The organism is Vibrio genomosp. F10 str. ZF-129 (assembly GCF_000287055.2).
Classification (GTDB): Bacteria; Pseudomonadota; Gammaproteobacteria; order Enterobacterales; family Vibrionaceae; genus Vibrio.
Map to the genome: position 1 here is coordinate 40,548 of NZ_AJYQ02000093.1, position 16,032 is coordinate 56,579.

General features: G+C 42.7%; 16 protein-coding genes. 9 read left to right on the forward strand and 7 right to left on the reverse strand.

Annotation, left to right across the window (positions count from 1 at the left end; translation table 11 throughout):
* Positions 1-175: 175 nt before the first annotated feature.
* The 3 genes from A1QO_RS10535 to A1QO_RS10545 all read right to left on the reverse strand — a co-directional run bounded on the left by A1QO_RS10535 (position 176) and on the right by A1QO_RS10545 (position 3,119).
* Positions 176-1,030 (reverse strand): co-chaperone YbbN, encoded by an 855-nt coding sequence (locus tag A1QO_RS10535; RefSeq protein WP_017039263.1) that lies wholly within the window; start codon positions 1,028-1,030, stop codon positions 176-178.
* 303 nt (positions 1,031-1,333) lie between these two features.
* Complete coding sequence (locus tag A1QO_RS10540) at positions 1,334-2,161, reverse strand: SDR family oxidoreductase (protein WP_017039262.1); 828 nt, start codon at positions 2,159-2,161, stop codon at positions 1,334-1,336.
* Positions 2,162-2,204: 43 nt separating this feature from the next.
* On the reverse strand, positions 2,205-3,119 hold the full coding sequence (locus tag A1QO_RS10545) for a TIGR01777 family oxidoreductase (protein ID WP_017039261.1): 915 nt from the start codon (positions 3,117-3,119) through the stop codon (positions 2,205-2,207).
* A gap of 188 nt (positions 3,120-3,307) precedes the next feature.
* On the opposite strand from A1QO_RS10545, the gene A1QO_RS10550 reads away from it, so the two are divergent.
* From A1QO_RS10550 to yfcE, 5 genes are read left to right on the forward strand one after another with little or no spacing between them, the layout of a single operon-like run.
* On the forward strand, positions 3,308-4,042 hold the full coding sequence (locus A1QO_RS10550; RefSeq protein ID WP_017034674.1) for a DUF1538 domain-containing protein: 735 nt from the start codon (positions 3,308-3,310) through the stop codon (positions 4,040-4,042).
* On the forward strand, positions 4,039-4,821 hold the full coding sequence (locus A1QO_RS10555) for a DUF1538 domain-containing protein (RefSeq protein ID WP_017034673.1): 783 nt from the start codon (positions 4,039-4,041) through the stop codon (positions 4,819-4,821). Before A1QO_RS10550 ends, A1QO_RS10555 begins: the two co-directional genes overlap by 4 nt.
* A complete protein-coding gene (locus A1QO_RS10560; protein ID WP_017034672.1) occupies positions 4,821-5,171 on the forward strand; it encodes a P-II family nitrogen regulator in 351 nt (116 codons plus the stop codon). Before A1QO_RS10555 ends, A1QO_RS10560 begins: the two co-directional genes overlap by 1 nt.
* On the forward strand, positions 5,168-5,590 hold the full coding sequence (locus tag A1QO_RS10565) for a CBS domain-containing protein (RefSeq protein WP_017037920.1): 423 nt from the start codon (positions 5,168-5,170) through the stop codon (positions 5,588-5,590). Before A1QO_RS10560 ends, A1QO_RS10565 begins: the two co-directional genes overlap by 4 nt.
* 33 nt (positions 5,591-5,623) lie before the next feature.
* On the forward strand, positions 5,624-6,169 hold the full coding sequence (gene yfcE, locus A1QO_RS10570; protein ID WP_017039260.1) for a phosphodiesterase: 546 nt from the start codon (positions 5,624-5,626) through the stop codon (positions 6,167-6,169).
* Positions 6,170-6,266: 97 nt separating this feature from the next.
* On the opposite strand, the gene A1QO_RS10575 is transcribed toward yfcE, so the two are convergent.
* Complete coding sequence (locus A1QO_RS10575) at positions 6,267-6,791, reverse strand: regulatory protein ToxS (RefSeq protein ID WP_017039259.1); 525 nt, start codon at positions 6,789-6,791, stop codon at positions 6,267-6,269.
* Positions 6,791-7,660, reverse strand: coding sequence for a winged helix-turn-helix domain-containing protein (locus tag A1QO_RS10580; protein ID WP_017034668.1), 870 nt, complete (start codon positions 7,658-7,660; stop codon positions 6,791-6,793). The genes A1QO_RS10575 and A1QO_RS10580 overlap by 1 nt, the downstream gene beginning before the upstream one ends.
* 242 nt (positions 7,661-7,902) lie before the next feature.
* On the opposite strand from A1QO_RS10580, the gene htpG reads away from it, so the two are divergent.
* From htpG to rfaH, 4 genes are all read left to right on the forward strand, one after another.
* A complete protein-coding gene (gene htpG / locus A1QO_RS10585) occupies positions 7,903-9,807 on the forward strand; it encodes a molecular chaperone HtpG (protein ID WP_017039258.1) in 1,905 nt (634 codons plus the stop codon).
* Positions 9,808-10,130: 323 nt separating this feature from the next.
* Positions 10,131-10,775 carry an adenylate kinase gene (adk, locus tag A1QO_RS10590; protein WP_017033189.1) on the forward strand — a complete coding sequence of 215 codons (645 nt, stop codon included), beginning with the start codon at positions 10,131-10,133 and terminating at the stop codon, positions 10,773-10,775.
* Between the two features lie 110 nt (positions 10,776-10,885).
* On the forward strand, positions 10,886-11,851 hold the full coding sequence (hemH, locus tag A1QO_RS10595; protein WP_017033188.1) for a ferrochelatase: 966 nt from the start codon (positions 10,886-10,888) through the stop codon (positions 11,849-11,851).
* 48 nt (positions 11,852-11,899) lie between these two features.
* Positions 11,900-12,397 carry a transcription/translation regulatory transformer protein RfaH gene (gene rfaH / locus A1QO_RS10600; RefSeq protein WP_017033187.1) on the forward strand — a complete coding sequence of 166 codons (498 nt, stop codon included), beginning with the start codon at positions 11,900-11,902 and terminating at the stop codon, positions 12,395-12,397.
* Between the two features lie 75 nt (positions 12,398-12,472).
* On the opposite strand, the gene asnB is transcribed toward rfaH, so the two are convergent.
* Entirely contained in the window at positions 12,473-14,137 is a 1,665-nt protein-coding gene (gene asnB, locus A1QO_RS10605; RefSeq protein ID WP_017033186.1) for an asparagine synthase B, read from the reverse strand.
* Between the two features lie 227 nt (positions 14,138-14,364).
* Positions 14,365-15,954, reverse strand: a complete 1,590-nt coding sequence (locus A1QO_RS10610) for a cation:proton antiporter family protein (RefSeq protein ID WP_017033185.1) — start codon at positions 15,952-15,954, stop codon at positions 14,365-14,367.
* Positions 15,955-16,032 lie beyond the last annotated feature (78 nt).

A 16,032-nucleotide genomic window follows, 5' to 3' on the forward strand; every position in this document is an offset into this window, starting at 1 on the left:
CTATATTAGCGCGTTTGGATTTGGAATAGTTAGGCAGAGTCGTCGTTTTTAGACAACTTAAGGTTGAAATGACAACCTTAAGTTGTTGATTGTTATTAATGCAACAATATTAATAATCAATTTTAGTGAGTAGTTTTAGTGAGCTATGTTAGTCAGTTCTGTCAGGAACGTAATGTTAGTACAGCAGCGAGTAGAGCTGGCGTCGGTATTTACCTGCGATAGGGTTGCCTTGTCCAAGTGCGCTTAAAATGTCCATCATCTCTTTTTTGAATTTACCATCATAAGCGTTAAGGTCCGATTTCAGATAGCCCCAGAGTAGTTCCAATGCCTCTTCTGAACGATTCACTTGATGATACTGCAGCGCTAATTCACAGGCGGTAGCGTGATCCGATGAATTTTGCGCTAGAGCCGTTTCAAGCGCTTGTATTTCAGGGCTGTCTGCCGCCTGCTTATGCAGCTCGAGTTTTGCAATCAGGCTTTTGTAGTAGTTATCTTGATACTCAAGTGGAATATGTTGTAACTGAACTTCCGCCAAATCAAATTGCTGTGTTTCGAGTAAGCTCTGAGCAATGGCTAATCTTACCTCAGGCTTGTTTTTTAGATCGTCGTCGAGCGCGTTGAATAACGCTAATGCTTGTTCGTATTGATGGTCTTGCACCAACTCAAGGGCTTTGTTGAGGTTGCGTTCATCTTGGCTAGGTAAATGTTTGGTTAGCATTTGCTCAATAGCGCCAATCGGTTGAGGACCACCAAGGCCATCAACGGCTTGACCATTAATAAAAAGGGCAATGGTTGGAAGCGACTGCACGCCAAACTGAGCAGCAATGGCTTGCTCTTGTTCGCAGTTGAGCAAAGCGAGCGTGAATGCACCATCATATTGCTGAGTAACCGTTTGAAGTTGAGGGATGATTTCAGCACTTTCTTGGCTCATTGGTGCCCAGAAGTGAATAAGGACGGGAATGTTCGTCGAGCCTTCTAGAATGTCTCTGAAGTTTTGCTCATTCATTTCAACAATATATGGTGATTGCATTTGTGCCTATCCTAAGTGATTCGCTCAATTGATATAAGAAATAGGGGCTTATAGCGTGTTTATCAAGGGGAAATGAAAAATGCCACGTTATTTAGTGGCATTTCTTTTCAAAGGAGGTCTGCATTTGGAGCTGTTGTAATCTAAAACAAAATAAACAAAGTCAGCGTAATGCATACACCAAGTATATTGAGTTGAGTTAATGTCATTAAAATCGTCACCTGAACAAATGTTGTAAGTCACATTTTTGTATGTTTCATGAGCATGATGACAGGGAACTATGACGATTTGATTACAGATTACTCATTAAGCGGCTTTTTGTAATAGTCTATCTAACCACCGATTTGGTAATAGCCTTTTTAATATGGCAAACACTTTCGTCGGGGTTGTCACTCGATAACGAATCTTTGGTTTGTTGGATTCAAGCGCATCAAACAAAGGTGCCAGACAAGCTTCAGGGGGAAGAGCAAACGCATTCCCTGATTTCTCATTATTCAACCGTTCTTTTTGTAACGCATAGGCTTGCTGATGTGCGCTGTTTTTTGTGTCTATCCACTGTTCAAATGCTGTCAATGCATTAGCGCGAAATTGAGTTTCGATAGGGCCAGGTTCTATGAGGCTAATGAAAATGTTGGTGCCAGCAAGTTCTAGGCGTAACGTGTCTGTCCATCCTTCTATCGCAAATTTAGAGGCATTATAGGCCCCTCGATACTTCATCGCAGCGAAGCCCAAAACGGAACTGTTTTGAATGATCCGTCCTTCACCGTTGCTGCGCATAACAGGAAGAAGCAACGTGGTGAGATGGTGCCAACCAAAGACATTGGCTTCAAACTGCGCTCTCAAGGCTTGCGTGGGAAGATCTTCAATCGCTCCTGGTTGCCCATAAGCGCCATTATTAAATAATGCAAAGAGTTGATTGTCGGTGATAGAGAGAACCGACTCTACTGCTGTGCTTATACTGGTTGCACAGTTCAGATCAAGTTGAATGCAAGTTAACCCAAGTTTGGTTAACCGCTCGACATCTTCAACTTTGCGACAAGAAGCGATGACTTGATATCCTCGCTCCTTTAATGCTTTTGCAGCAGTCAGGCCGATTCCGGAAGAACAGCCTGTAATTAATACCCATCGACTCATTAAAACGTCACTATTTTTGGTTTTGAATTGCTAGAGTAATCGATTAGTTATGATGTTGTAACAAGTTTTTGAAAGCAGGCTCAATACGAGAGTAATGAAAGTGAAAACCCAGTTCGGTTAACTTCTTAGGCTTGCAACGGAGGCTATCAAGCAGCAAAGAAGCGCTTTCCCCTAACATCAACTTTATCAAGGGTTTTGGTGTAAATAGAAAGTGTGGTCGCTTTAACGTTTTTGCCAGGGTTTGGCTAAAGTGTTGGTTAGTGACCGGATGAGGCGCGGTTAAGTTAAATGTGCCACTCGCGTGTGAAGTTTCAAGCAAATACAGAATCGCTCTTATCATATCTGTCATGTGTATCCATGGCATGTACTGCTGACCTAAACCAATCGGCCCACCAAGGCCAAACTTATAAATCGGTAACATTTTTGATAGTGCACCGCCGGTCGGGTGGAGAACGATGCCCGTCCTTATCACACAGACCCGAGTGTTTTCAGAACGAGCGCGGTTGGCAATGGTTTCCCACTGTTGACAGACTTGATGGCTAAATCCGGTTTGATTGACTTGCAGCGACTCGTCAAAAGGGTGCATTTGTTGATCGCCGTAATACCCAACGGCAGAGCCACTAATAAAAATAGCGGGTGGCGTTGTACTGGCATGAATCAGTGCGACCAGTTTTTCGGTAGTATTCCAACGACTGTGGCAGATCTTCTCTTTTTGAGTTTTTGACCAACGTTTATCTGCGATGGGTTCACCTGCGAGATTAATAATGGCATCAAAATCATTAACATCTTGGAGGTCGTCAAGTGAGGTTAGAAAGGCGATATTTTTATTGCTAATGTGGGAAAGCTTTTTTTTGGCATTGCCGACATCACGAGTCACCACGACTATTTGGTGGGTAATTAAATGTTTGAGTAACTCTCGGCCGATAAAGCCGGTTCCACCTGTAATCAATAGTTTCATTTTTCCTCCTTAACTGATTGAGTATAGTCACAATGTGATGAACGACATACCTTCAATTCATTTATACGGCTAATAGATGACAATAGGACAAAAAAGACGAGTTATATCTCCATTGCGTTAGTTGTATCACACCTCGGGCGAATTCTATTTACCATGATTATAAAATACAGTTGTGTCATGGAGATAGAATGAACGGCTTAACCACATTACTTAAATCAATGTTTGCAAGCTTTAGAGATCTTTTACCGATTATTTTGGTGGTTGTTTTTTTTCAGCTCGTTGTACTTCAAGAACCATTACCTAATTTGATGTCGATTTTATTTGGACTGGTTCTGATTGTGCTAGGTCTAACTTTTTTTATCTTTGGTTTGGAGATGGGGTTATTTCCTATTGGTGAGTCAATGGCCCAAGCGTTTGCAAGAAAAGGGAGTGTCTTTTGGCTGTTAGCTTTTGCGTTTTGTCTTGGGTTTGGTACGACCGTTGCTGAACCTGCTTTGACGGCAGTTGCCAATGAAGCAGCCGAGGTCGCAGCAGAAGGTGGCATCATAGCCAGTACCATTGAAGAGATCGACTCTTACGCAAATGGGCTTCGCTATACCGTTGCTTTGTCTGTAGGGGTCGCCATATTAGTGGGGGTGTTACGAATTTTAAAAGGGTGGCCAATACAGTATATGATCATCGGTGGGTATATCGGGGTCGTTATACTCACTGGGTTCGCCCCTGATCATATTATTGGTATTGCTTATGATTCTGGTGGTGTCACCACATCAACGATTACCGTCCCTTTGGTGACCGCTTTAGGCGTGGGGTTAGCCTCTGCGATTAAAGGAAGAAACCCAATGATCGATGGATTTGGGTTGATTGCGTTTGCCTCTCTACTGCCCATGATGTTTGTCATGGTTTATGGAATGGTGATTGGATGATAACTATTGATCATTTCTTCCGTATTTTCCTTGATACGATTGTGAATGTGATTCCGATTGTTACGATCCTGTTTGGCTTTCAAGTGGCTGTATTACGACGCCCAATCAATAATCTGCCTCACGTCTTACTTGGCTTCTTTTATGTCTTGCTCGGGCTCTCTCTTTTTCTGATAGGGCTCGATTTGGCATTGTTTCCATTGGGAGAAACCATGGCTCAGCAACTCACAGCCCCCAAGTTTCTGAATGAAGTGCGCTTAAGCATTGGTCTTCATCTTTCTTGGATTGATTATTATTGGGTGTATTTGTTTGCGTTTCTTATTGGGTTTAGTACGACCATTGCTGAGCCATCATTAATTGCCGTGGCTATTAAGGCGAACCAAGTCTCTGGTGGGAGCATCAGTGTCAACGGTTTGAGAATTGCCGTTGCCATTGGCGTAGCATTCGGCATTGCTCTGGGAAGCTACAGAATTGTGGTTGGGGACCCCATCCATTACTACATCATTGGCGGTTACATCGTCGTTGTTATTCAAACTTTTTTTGCCCCTAAGTTGATTGTCCCGTTAGCGTACGATTCAGGGGGCGTCACGACATCAACCGTTACCGTTCCATTAGTTGCGGCTCTAGGGCTCGGGCTGGCTTCCACGGTCCCAGGCCGAAATCCTGTGATTGATGGTTTTGGGCTGATTGCCTTTGCAAGCTTGTTTCCGATTATTTCGGTCATGGCTTATGCGCAAATTACACAAATATTGAACAAAAAAAGCATTAAAGGAGAAGTCTAATGCGCTTTAAACTCATATTGGCATTTGTTGAAGACAGTAAAGTAGACATCGTTCTGGATGCCGCTAGAGAAGCTGGTGCAACAGGCGCCACCGTGATTAATAACGCTCGTGGCGAGGGGCTAAATAAGAAAAAAACCTTCTTTGGTTTGACTTTAGAAGTTCAAAAAGATGTGTTGCTTTTCGTTGTCGAGGAGCACTTGTCTCGGCATATTTTAGAAACGATCAGTGACGTCGGGGAGTTTGATTCAGAGTCTGGTCAAGGTATTGCTGTGCAGATCGATGTGGAAGATGCCGTTGGTGTTGCTCATCAGGTTGAAACGTTAACGAAGGTGGTTGAGGATAAACTATGAAGACACATGAAATAATACAAGTGCGAGATGTCATGGCGAATACTTATGTCATGGTTGATGGGTTAACCACGGTCAATGAAGCGATAGCACTTGCACGCCAGCATAATGTGAAGGCTCTTATTGTAAACAAGCGAAACGAAGAAGATGAGTTTGGCATCATACTGATGAATGACATCGCGAAAAAAGTCCTGGCTAAAAATCGCTCTCCAATGAGAACAAACGTCTACGAGATTATGACTAAGCCAGCTCTCTCGGTCGCACCAAATATGAATGTGAAATACTGCGCACGTCTGTTTGAGCGTTTTAAAATAAGTCGAGCGCCAGTTATCGAGAACGGAGAAGTGATTGGTATGGTTAGCTACAATAATATTGTGTTTAATGGCATGGCTATTGATGACGAGCGAGAAAATAGGTTCTAGAATATCGCTGGTCATTAATCAGGAGTATTTTCTGTGGAATTATTTTTTGCCTCCGACTTACACGGAAGCTTGCCAGCAACGAAACGAGTACTTGAACAATTTGAACAGTCAGGTGCTACCACTTTGATTTTACTCGGGGATACGCTAAATCATGGCCCTAGAAACCCAGTACCAGAGGGTTACGCGCCTTCAGAGGTGGCTGTGTTATTAAATCAGTATGCAGATTCGATAATTTCGGTTAGAGGCAATTGTGATAGTGAAGTTGATCAAATGCTATTGGACTTTCCAATGATGACGGACTACTCGTGGGTCTTAATGGAGTCTGGGCAGAGAATGTTCATTACGCATGGGCACCTTTATAATTCGAATAAACGCCCACCCTTAAAAGAAAATGACATCCTTGTTCATGGGCATACACATATTCCTGTTGCTGAAAAACACGGAGATATCGTTGTATTTAATCCGGGCTCGGCAACTTTCCCTCGAGATGGTTACCCAGCAAGCTTTGGCCGCTTAAGTGACGGAGTACTTCAAGTCGTGAGCTTTGACGGAGAGATTCTTTCACACTATCAAGATTAAAAATATCAACGTCAATAATATTTTTTGTAATCAGAACGATGCAAAACAAAAAAAGGGAGACAGAAGTCTCCCTAATCAGCACAACAGTAACAAGGAACTAGTTAGTAAAAAGAACGGTTGAACCGTGATTCAAACTGGTCAGCAACAGTGTCTGTTTATTGACAATATCAATGCGGCGGCTTTGTCTTGCTTCCATCTTGAACAGTTGTGTAATCAGCTTCAATTGCTCTTCAGTAAAGTCTTTGGTTTGCGCTGAAGAGACATCCTTAAATTCCTTTGGTGATACTAAAAGGTAATTGTCACTGATATCCCATTCACCGGTTTCTGAGATATTGATCATGACGATGTTATCACTTTCTTCAACGATCAAGCGTACCAGTGACACTCGGATGTAAGTCCCGTTTGGTAGGTATTTTACATTGGAATTGACTTCAGCTCGGCGTAATGGGCCAACGGAATCACCGGCGATATGAGATACCTCTGTGATTAATCGAGACTGCCACTCGTGAGAAGTAAGGACTTGCTCAACTTTGAGGTCACTTCCCCAATATAACCAAGCGCTAAACAAAGCAGATATTGCGAGAATAATAGTCGTGATTTTCTGAGTCATGATCTTATTCATTATAAACACACCTTGTTAATATCAGGGTTTTTCCAAACAATACGAACGGTTTTGTTGTTGCTAGACTGCTCAACAGTGTGAATGTAATTGAGTATCACTTGCTCATTTTGACCACCCGTAGCAATAACTTTAATGGGGGTTAACTCGTCTTTATGTTGGTTTAAGTAGCTGTTTACACATAGTTCCAGTGATGGAAGCCATTGTGAAAGGTCTGGATGATTGAATGGCGTTATCACCGGGACATCTTGATAAACCGCTAATTCTCTAAATTTAGACTCACTTGGTGTCGTGAAAAGCACCACCATCAATGGCAGAGCCATCGCCAATAGAAGCAGTAATTTAGGAATCAACTTTGAAGGTGTAGTGAGTTTGACGTTAGGTTCTACACCGAGCGCACTGACTGTATTTTCATTGGCATTAGGAACCTGTTTTGATTCTGCAATCGCTGACTCTGAAACATCAGGTTCTGACATTGGTTTTTCTTCAATGTTAAATGACGTCACTTCTTTTGATGAAGCAAGTACTGTGGTTGCTTTCACGGAGCAGATCAGTTGATAACCGCGCTTGGGGACGGTTTTTACGAATAGCGGTGATTTTGTTGAGTCCTTCAACATTTTTCTTAGCGTAGAGATCGCTTGAGTGAGACTCGAATCATCTACCTCAAAGCCTTGATCTCGCCAAACAAATTCATGCAATTCATGGCGAGTAATCACTTCATTTGGGCGTTCGCACAGCAGTAATAGAATACGGCTTTCATTACTGCCTAAACGCACTAGGTCAGTATCGCTCTCGTTATCTACTAATGAGTTGTTATTTGGGTCAAAAGTAAATCGGTCTGCAAGGATAAACTTTGTGCCTATATTGCTCATTGGACTCTTCTTAATTAGACAAGTTATTAGGGGAAAACAGTGAGTTTGAATGTCAATGACTGAAACATCAAAGTTATGATTTTAGTTTCTTTGATAAGTTTCGACAGTAGGATAAACAAAAATGATAAAAAAAACAGTGTTTTTATGGTTTTTGACCTTGAATTTACAATTGTCATCCTCATGTTAACTATCAATTGCCCCTTAGTGGGTTGTACATAAATGATAAGAGTCACGGAGCTAATATGAGCGAGACGTTAACAAGCAATAAAGAAACACGCGGCTTTCAGTCTGAAGTAAAACAGCTACTTCACTTAATGATTCATTCTTTATATTCCAATAAAGAAATCTTTCTAAGAGAGCTTATCTCTAATGCCTCTGATGCTGCAGACAAATTGCGCTTTCAAGCACTATCAGATTCAAATCTGTACGCTGGTGACGCCGAACTAGGGGTTAAGTTATCCTTTGATGTAGCAGCGAACACATTGACGATTTCTGATAATGGTATCGGTATGACTCGTGACGATGTCATTGAGCATTTGGGGACTATTGCCAAATCAGGCACCGCTGATTTCTTCTCGAAGCTTTCAGAAGACCAAACAAAAGACTCACAGTTAATTGGTCAATTTGGTGTTGGTTTTTACTCAGCTTTCATCGTGGCAGACGCGGTCACTGTTCGTACTCGTCGTGCTGGTCTTGACTCTGATCAAGCCGTTCAATGGCACTCTGCTGGCGAAGGTGATTACACCATTGAAGATATTACTAAAGAGACTCGCGGCACGGATATTGTTTTACATATGCGTGATGAAGGTAAAGAGTTTCTTTCAGAATGGCGTTTACGTGATGTCATCAGCAAGTACTCTGACCATATCGGAATCCCGGTTTCTATCTTAACTGTGGTTAAAGATGAAGAAGGCAAGGAAACCGAAGAAACGAAGTGGGAGCAAATCAATAAAGCTCAGGCACTGTGGACTCGCAGTAAATCGGATATTTCTGATGAAGAGTACCAAGAGTTTTACAAGCATGTGTCGCACGACTTTGCCGATTCCTTGCTGTGGAGCCACAACAAAGTAGAAGGTAAAAACGACTATACTAGCTTGTTATATATCCCGGCTAAAGCCCCTTGGGATATGATGAACAGAGACCATAAATCAGGTCTGAAGCTCTACGTTCAACGTGTCTTTATTATGGATGACGCAGAGCAGTTTATGCCATCTTATTTGCGCTTTACTCGTGGCTTGATTGATTCGAATGATCTACCGTTGAATGTCTCGCGTGAAATTCTACAAGACAACAAAGTGACTCAATCACTGCGTAATGCTTGTACCAAGCGGGTTTTAACAATGCTAGAGCGTCTGGCTAAGAACGACGAAGAAAAATACCAAAGCTTCTGGAAAGAGTTTGGTTTGGTTCTAAAAGAAGGCCCAGCAGAAGATTCAGCCAACAAAGAGAAAATTGCAGGCTTATTGCGTTTTGCTTCAACAGAAGTGGATTCTTCCGATCAAACGATTGGTCTTGCGGCGTATGTTGAGCGCATGAAAGAAGAACAAGATAAGATCTACTACCTAACGGCTGATAGCTATGTAGCGGCAAAGAACAGTCCTCACCTTGAGCAATTTAAAGCGAAAGGTATTGAGGTTATTCTTATGTCGGATCGCATTGATGAGTGGTTGATGAACTACTTAACGGAATTTGATGGTAAGCAGTTCCAGTCAATTACGAAAGCAGGTCTTGATTTGAGCAAATTTGAAGATGAAGCAGAGAAAGAGCAACAAAAAGAGACGGAAGAAGAGTTTAAGTCGGTTGTTGAGCGTACTCAAGCTTACCTTGGCGATCGTGTTAAAGAAGTCCGCACAACGTTTAAGCTTGATACTACGCCTGCCGTTGTTGTGACGGATGATTTTGAAATGGGTACTCAGATGGCGAAGCTGCTCGAAGCGGCAGGCCAAGAAGCGCCTCAAGTTAAATACATCTTTGAACTGAACCCTCAACACGATCTTGTTAAGCGCATGGCTGATGAAGTCGATGAGCAAGCGTTTGGTGGATGGGTTGAAGTGTTGCTAGGTCAAGCAATGCTTGCGGAAAAAGGCTCAATGGAAGATCCATCTCAGTTTGTCGGTGCGATCAACAAGCTTTTGACTAAGGTTTAATACCAAATGTAGTAAAAAAGCTCGCTTTGGCGAGCTTTTTTACTAATTGTCCTTAGAATCGTCGAAAAGACGTAACTTTTGTTTATTAAGGACGTAAACGTTATCGTGCTGAGCCATTCTTTAGTCGTAATTCAGTCCGAACGTAAAAAAATATGTTAATATGCTCGACTGAGTAATCGGTTATATGCACGGATACTCATCTAAACAACACTGTTTTAAAACCTTATACCGAAACTTATCGTTGCGACTGCGCTAAACGGTTAACCGATTTAGTGACACTGTGAGCTTCGGTATAAATCATTTATTTCTAAAGAGGAACAAACATGCGCATCATCCTTCTAGGTGCTCCAGGTGCAGGTAAAGGCACACAAGCTCAATTCATCATGGAAAAGTATGGTATTCCACAAATCTCAACGGGTGACATGCTGCGTGCTGCAATTAAAGCGGGCACTGAAATGGGCAAGCAAGCGAAATCAGTAATCGATGCTGGACAACTTGTTTCTGATGAGATTATCTTAGGTTTAATCAAAGAGCGTATTGCTGAAGATGATTGTGCAAAAGGCTTTTTGCTAGACGGCTTCCCTCGTACCATTCCTCAGGCTGACGGCTTGAAAGAAATGGGCGTTAATGTTGATTATGTGATTGAATTTGATGTGGCTGACGGCGTAATTGTTGAGCGCATGGCTGGCCGTCGCGCTCACCTTGCTTCTGGTCGTACTTATCACGCAATTTATAATCCGCCAAAAGTGGAAGGTAAAGATGACATTACCGGTGAAGACCTTGTTGTGCGTGATGATGATAAAGAAGAGACAGTTCGTGCACGTTTAGGCGTATACCACGAGCAAACTGCGCCACTTATCGAGTACTACGGTAAAGAAGCACAAGCAGGCAACACTCAGTACCTGAAATTTGACGGCACTAAGCAAGTGGCTGAAGTGAGTGCAGAGCTGGCAAAAGCACTGTCTTAATTGACAAGTTATTTGATATAGTGAAGCGACCTTTATAAGGTCGCTTTTTTTGATCCGTATTGGAGCGATAAGCGTAAACAAGCAGACACACATTAACGATAAGCTGGGTTATGGAAAATACAAAACAGGGCATTTTGCTCGTGAATTTAGGGACACCGGATGCCGCTACGCCAAAAGCAGTGAAGGCATTTTTATCTGAGTTTTTACATGATCACCGTGTGGTTGATATGACCCGCTGGTTATGGTGCCCTTTGTTGCATGGCATTATTCTTCCTGTCCGTGTACCTAAAGTCGCTAAATTGTATCAATCGGTATGGATGGAAGAAGGCTCGCCTTTGATGGTGCATTCTTGCAGACAAAAAGAACGCTTAGAGGCCGCGATAGGTATCCCGGTCGAACTTGGTATGACCTATGGCAACCCGAGTTTAAAGTCGGGCATAGAATCTCTTCAAGAACGAGGCGTGGATGACATCCTTGTCCTTCCGTTGTATCCGCAGTACTCAGGAACCACGACAGCGGCTGTGAGCGATGGTCTATTGAAAGCCTTTAAGGGAGCAGCCCGCATTCCTCAGTATCGTTTGACCACCGATTACCACGATCATCCACAATACATTAAAGCGCTTGCTGCCACGGTGAGAAAGAGTTGGCAAGAAAACGGTCAAGGCGATTACTTACTTTGTTCCTACCATGGAATACCAAAGCGCTATGCCGATAATGGCGATGTTTATCCTCAGCATTGTTTAACCACCACCAAATTGTTGGCGCAAGAACTCGGGTTAAATGAAGAGCAAATAGGGCACACTTATCAATCGCGTTTTGGACGAGAAGAGTGGTTACAACCGTACACTGACAAAACCCTTGAACAGCTGCCAGGAAAAGGCATTAAAAAGCTGGATATCGTTACCCCTGCTTTTGCCTCTGATTGTTTAGAAACATTAGAAGAAATTTCAGAAGAGTGTAAAGAGATCTTTGTTGAAGCCGGCGGAGAGCATTTTCAGTACATCCCATGCTTAAATGATTCGGATGAACATATCGAGTTATTGCAACAGATTGTAAAGACACAATTTACCCTTTAAAAGGGGTAAGATAGACTTAAAATAAATAGAAAAAGCTGTTGGTAAATTATGAAGCGTTGGTATCTTCTGTATTGTAAAAGAGGTGAGCAGCAACGAGCGAAACTGCACCTTGAAAATCAAAATGTCGAGGTCTTTTACCCAGAAGTTGAGGTGGAAAAAATCACCCGAGGTAAAAAGGCGGTTAAGAAAGAGCCACTTTTTCCATCTTATATGTTTGTTCGTTTCGATTTTGAGGCCGGGCCGTCGTTGACAACCGTTCGATCGACTCGCGGTGTGGTGGATTTTGTTCGTATGGGTAACCACCCACAAGAGGTGCAAGGGGATCTGATCTATACGCTGAAACAGTTAGAACAAGATAACTGCGAAGTCCAGTCACTTAATCTTCCTGAAAAAGGCGACATTATTGGGGTAGTGGGTGGTCAATTCGCAGGAATTGATGCCATTTACCAAGAGTCAGATGGTGAAGCGCGATCGATATTATTAGTGAAAATGATCAGTAAAAAGGTTCCAATTAGTATTGCTAATAAAGATTTAGATTTGCAATAAACACAGTTCATGCGGAACAGTGAAATAAAAAAGGCACCGAAAGGTGCCTTTTTTATGAATCAGATTCTATTGTGATTAGTAAGAATCGTTATGCACGGCTTTAACAGCACGTCCAGATGGGTCTGCGCAGTTCTTAAAAGACTCATCCCATTCAATTGCTTTTGCAGATGAACAAGCAACGGATGGGCCACCTGGTACACATTCTGCTGCTGATTCTAGTGGGAACAACTCTTCAAAGATTTCACGATAAGCGTAACCTTCTTTTGTTTGAGGTGTGTTGTATGGGAAGCGGAACGCTGCTGTTTCCATTTGCTTGTCTGTGACGTTAGCATCAGCTGTTGCTTTTAACGTATCAATCCAATCATAGCCTACGCCATCAGAAAATTGCTCTTTTTGACGCCAAGCAATGGCTTCTGGTAAGTAGTGCTCAAAGCACTCGCGTAGGATGTGTTTTTCCATCTTACCGTTGCCACACATTTTATCCTCTGGGTTTAAGCGCATTGCCACATCGATAAACTCTTTATCCAAGAATGGTACACGGCCTTCAACGCCCCATGCTGCCAACGACTTATTGGCACGCGCACAGTCAAACATGTTCAGAGCTAAAAGCTTACGTACTGTCTCTTCATGGAACTCTTTCGCGTTAGGCGCTTTATGGAAGTATAAGTAGCCACCAAAGATTTCGTCTGCACCTTCACCTGACAGCACCATCTTAATGCCCATCGCTTTGATCTTTCTTGCTAATAGGTACATGGGTGTTGAGGCGCGAATCGTGGTGACATCGTATGTTTCAATGTGGTAAATAACGTCACGAATCGCATCAAGACCTTCTTGAATAGTGTAGGTCATCTCATGGTGAACGGTACCAATTTGATCGGCAACCTCGCGAGCGGCTTTTAGATCGGGCGCACCTTCTAGTCCAACCGCAAAGGAGTGCAGTTGCGGCCACCATGCTTCAGACTGACCATCATCTTCAATACGCATTGCGGCAAATCGTTTGGCGACTGCTGAAGTAATCGAAGAATCAAGACCGCCAGATAACAGTACTCCGTATGGGACGTCAGTCATTAGTTGGCGCTTAACCGCGGCTTCTAAAGCTTCAGTTAACTCTTCTTTGCTGGTTGAGTTACCCTGGACTGCTGCGTACTCATTCCAATCTCTAGTGTAGTAACGCTGAGGTTCAGAGTCTGCTGAACCGTAGTAACAACCAGGAGGGAATTCACTCACGGTTTTACAAACGGGTACCAATGCTTTCATTTCTGATGCTACGTAGTAGTTACCGTGTTCGTCGTAACCTTGATAAAGAGGAATGATACCAATGTGGTCACGTCCAACTAAATATTGGTCTTTTTCTTCGTCATATAATACAAACGCGAAAATACCATTTAACTCTTCTAGTAGCTCTGAGCCGTATTCTTGGTATAGCGCCAGAATGACTTCACAGTCAGAGTCGGTTTGAAAGTCGTATTTGCCTTCGTAACGTTCACGGATCTCTTTGTGGTTGTAGATCTCTCCATTGACCGCAAGTATGTGTTTTTTATCATGGCTATAAAGAGGCTGAGCTCCACTATTTAATCCCACAATGGCTAAGCGTTCATGCGCTAGAATCGCGTTGTCCGATGCATAAATACCTGACCAATCAGGGCCTCGGTGACGTAATTTTTTAGACATCTCTAGTGCCACGGGACGAAGCGAACTAGCGTCGCTCTTAATATCTAATATGCCAAAAACTGAACACATACAACTTCCTTTTAAATTTTATTTAATCTGTTAATAGCAATTTGCCATTTTGATTAAGAAAAGCAACTCTATTAGAGAATAAAAATGAGAAAAAGACGATAGGGTTAGAAAAAATCCACCAAAAAATCAATATTGATGGATTTTTTCTAATAAATGGTTGGAGAGCAGCCATTAGCTAGCGAGATACCGTGTATCTCGCCAAACATGAAATGAACAAGAGAGTAAGATTACTCTGGTTTGTTGAATACCGGCTTTAGTTGGTCGCACACATGACGCGCAAAACCACTGCCTGCTTCATTATAAATATTAAAAGCGGCATCTACGCCATTTTCAACCAAGATATCGAGTTGATCTGAGTACTCTGCGATCGCAGCGATTTGGCCTTGGAAGTTTCGGCTTTGAAGCTGTTGTAAAGCGATTTGGTTACCTTGGTGGTGAGGCATCGCTAATAGAACCAACTTCACATTGGCGGTATCTAATATTCTTTCCCAGAAGTCTGGATCCGTCGCGTCTCCTGAAATCACATTTCTTCCTTCAGAGCGATGTTCTAACGCTGCTTCTTCTTTGACTTCAACACCTAAGCTAACCTTCCCATAGCGTTTAATCAGCTCATCGTATGCCCCAGATCCGATACGGCCCATTCCAAGGATGAGTATCTGAGCGTTACCTGGATTAATCAGCTGATCGCGTTTATGAAGTTTCTCGGCGGTGTGCTCTTTTAACCAACCCGCTGAACGTTGATAAATAGCGTGGCCGTTTCTATTGATAGGAGCCGCAACAATAAATGATAAAGAGATAGTTAAGGCTAATGCAACGAGAATATCGCCTGACATCCAACCCATTTGGAAGGCCAATCCACCGACAATCAGGCCAAATTCACTAAAGTTAAACAAAGATAATGAGGTTAATAGAGACGTTCGGACTCTAAATTTGTAGGCCTTAAGAACGAGGAAGTAGAGAATTCCGTTAATGGGTAGCAGCAGCAAAAACAGAAGTGATAAAACAACGGCTGATAGCGTGGGTTGCGCGGAAAGCCCGATGTTTAAGAAAAAACACACCAGTAAAAGCTCTTTAATGTTAAAGAGTGATTTAGACAGTTCGGAGGCTTTCTTATGACCAGCCAGCAGCATGCCTAAAAGAAGCGCACCAAGATCCGGTTTGACGCCGACTAAATTAAAGAGACCGGCACCAACGACAAGGCCAAAGAAAATGCCACACAGTACCAGCATTTCCCCGTGTCCCACTTTATCGAGTATTGTGTAAAACAGTGGCCTTAAAAAAGGCAACACGAATAATGCAATAGCATACCACTCTGGGATTTTCCCTGTTGATACGGTAAGGAAAATGACCGCGAAGATATCTTGCATAACCAATATACCGATCGCAATCGTGCCGTATGTCGAGTTCAATTCCCCTTTTTCTTGCAGTGTTTTGACCGCAAAAACGGTTGAGGAGAACGAGAGAGCAAAGGCAAGTAAAACAATATGTTCAAGCGGCATGGTTGCGATGCTTGAAATGCCCAGATATTTGAATATCAGTAGAGCGACACTAAACAGCAGCGTTGAGAGTAAATTGTGAACGGTGGCCCCAGCCCAAATTTCTTTGGAGAGTAGGATCTTAATATCCAGTTTTAAGCCAATAGTAAACAGCAGTAAAGTAACACCCAGATCGGCAAGCGTAATAATGGTTTCATTACTTTGAAAGCCGAACGCATGAAGACCAAAGCCCGCTAATAAGAAACCAACTAAAGGGGGAAGGTTGAGCTTAAGAGCGATAAAGCCAGCAAAAAATGCGGCGGAAATTAAGATGATGTCCATACGATTTGATTGTTATCCTCAATGACAAAAAGGCTGTGAATAATCACAGCCATAAAGTGTACATCAATTAGTTATAGA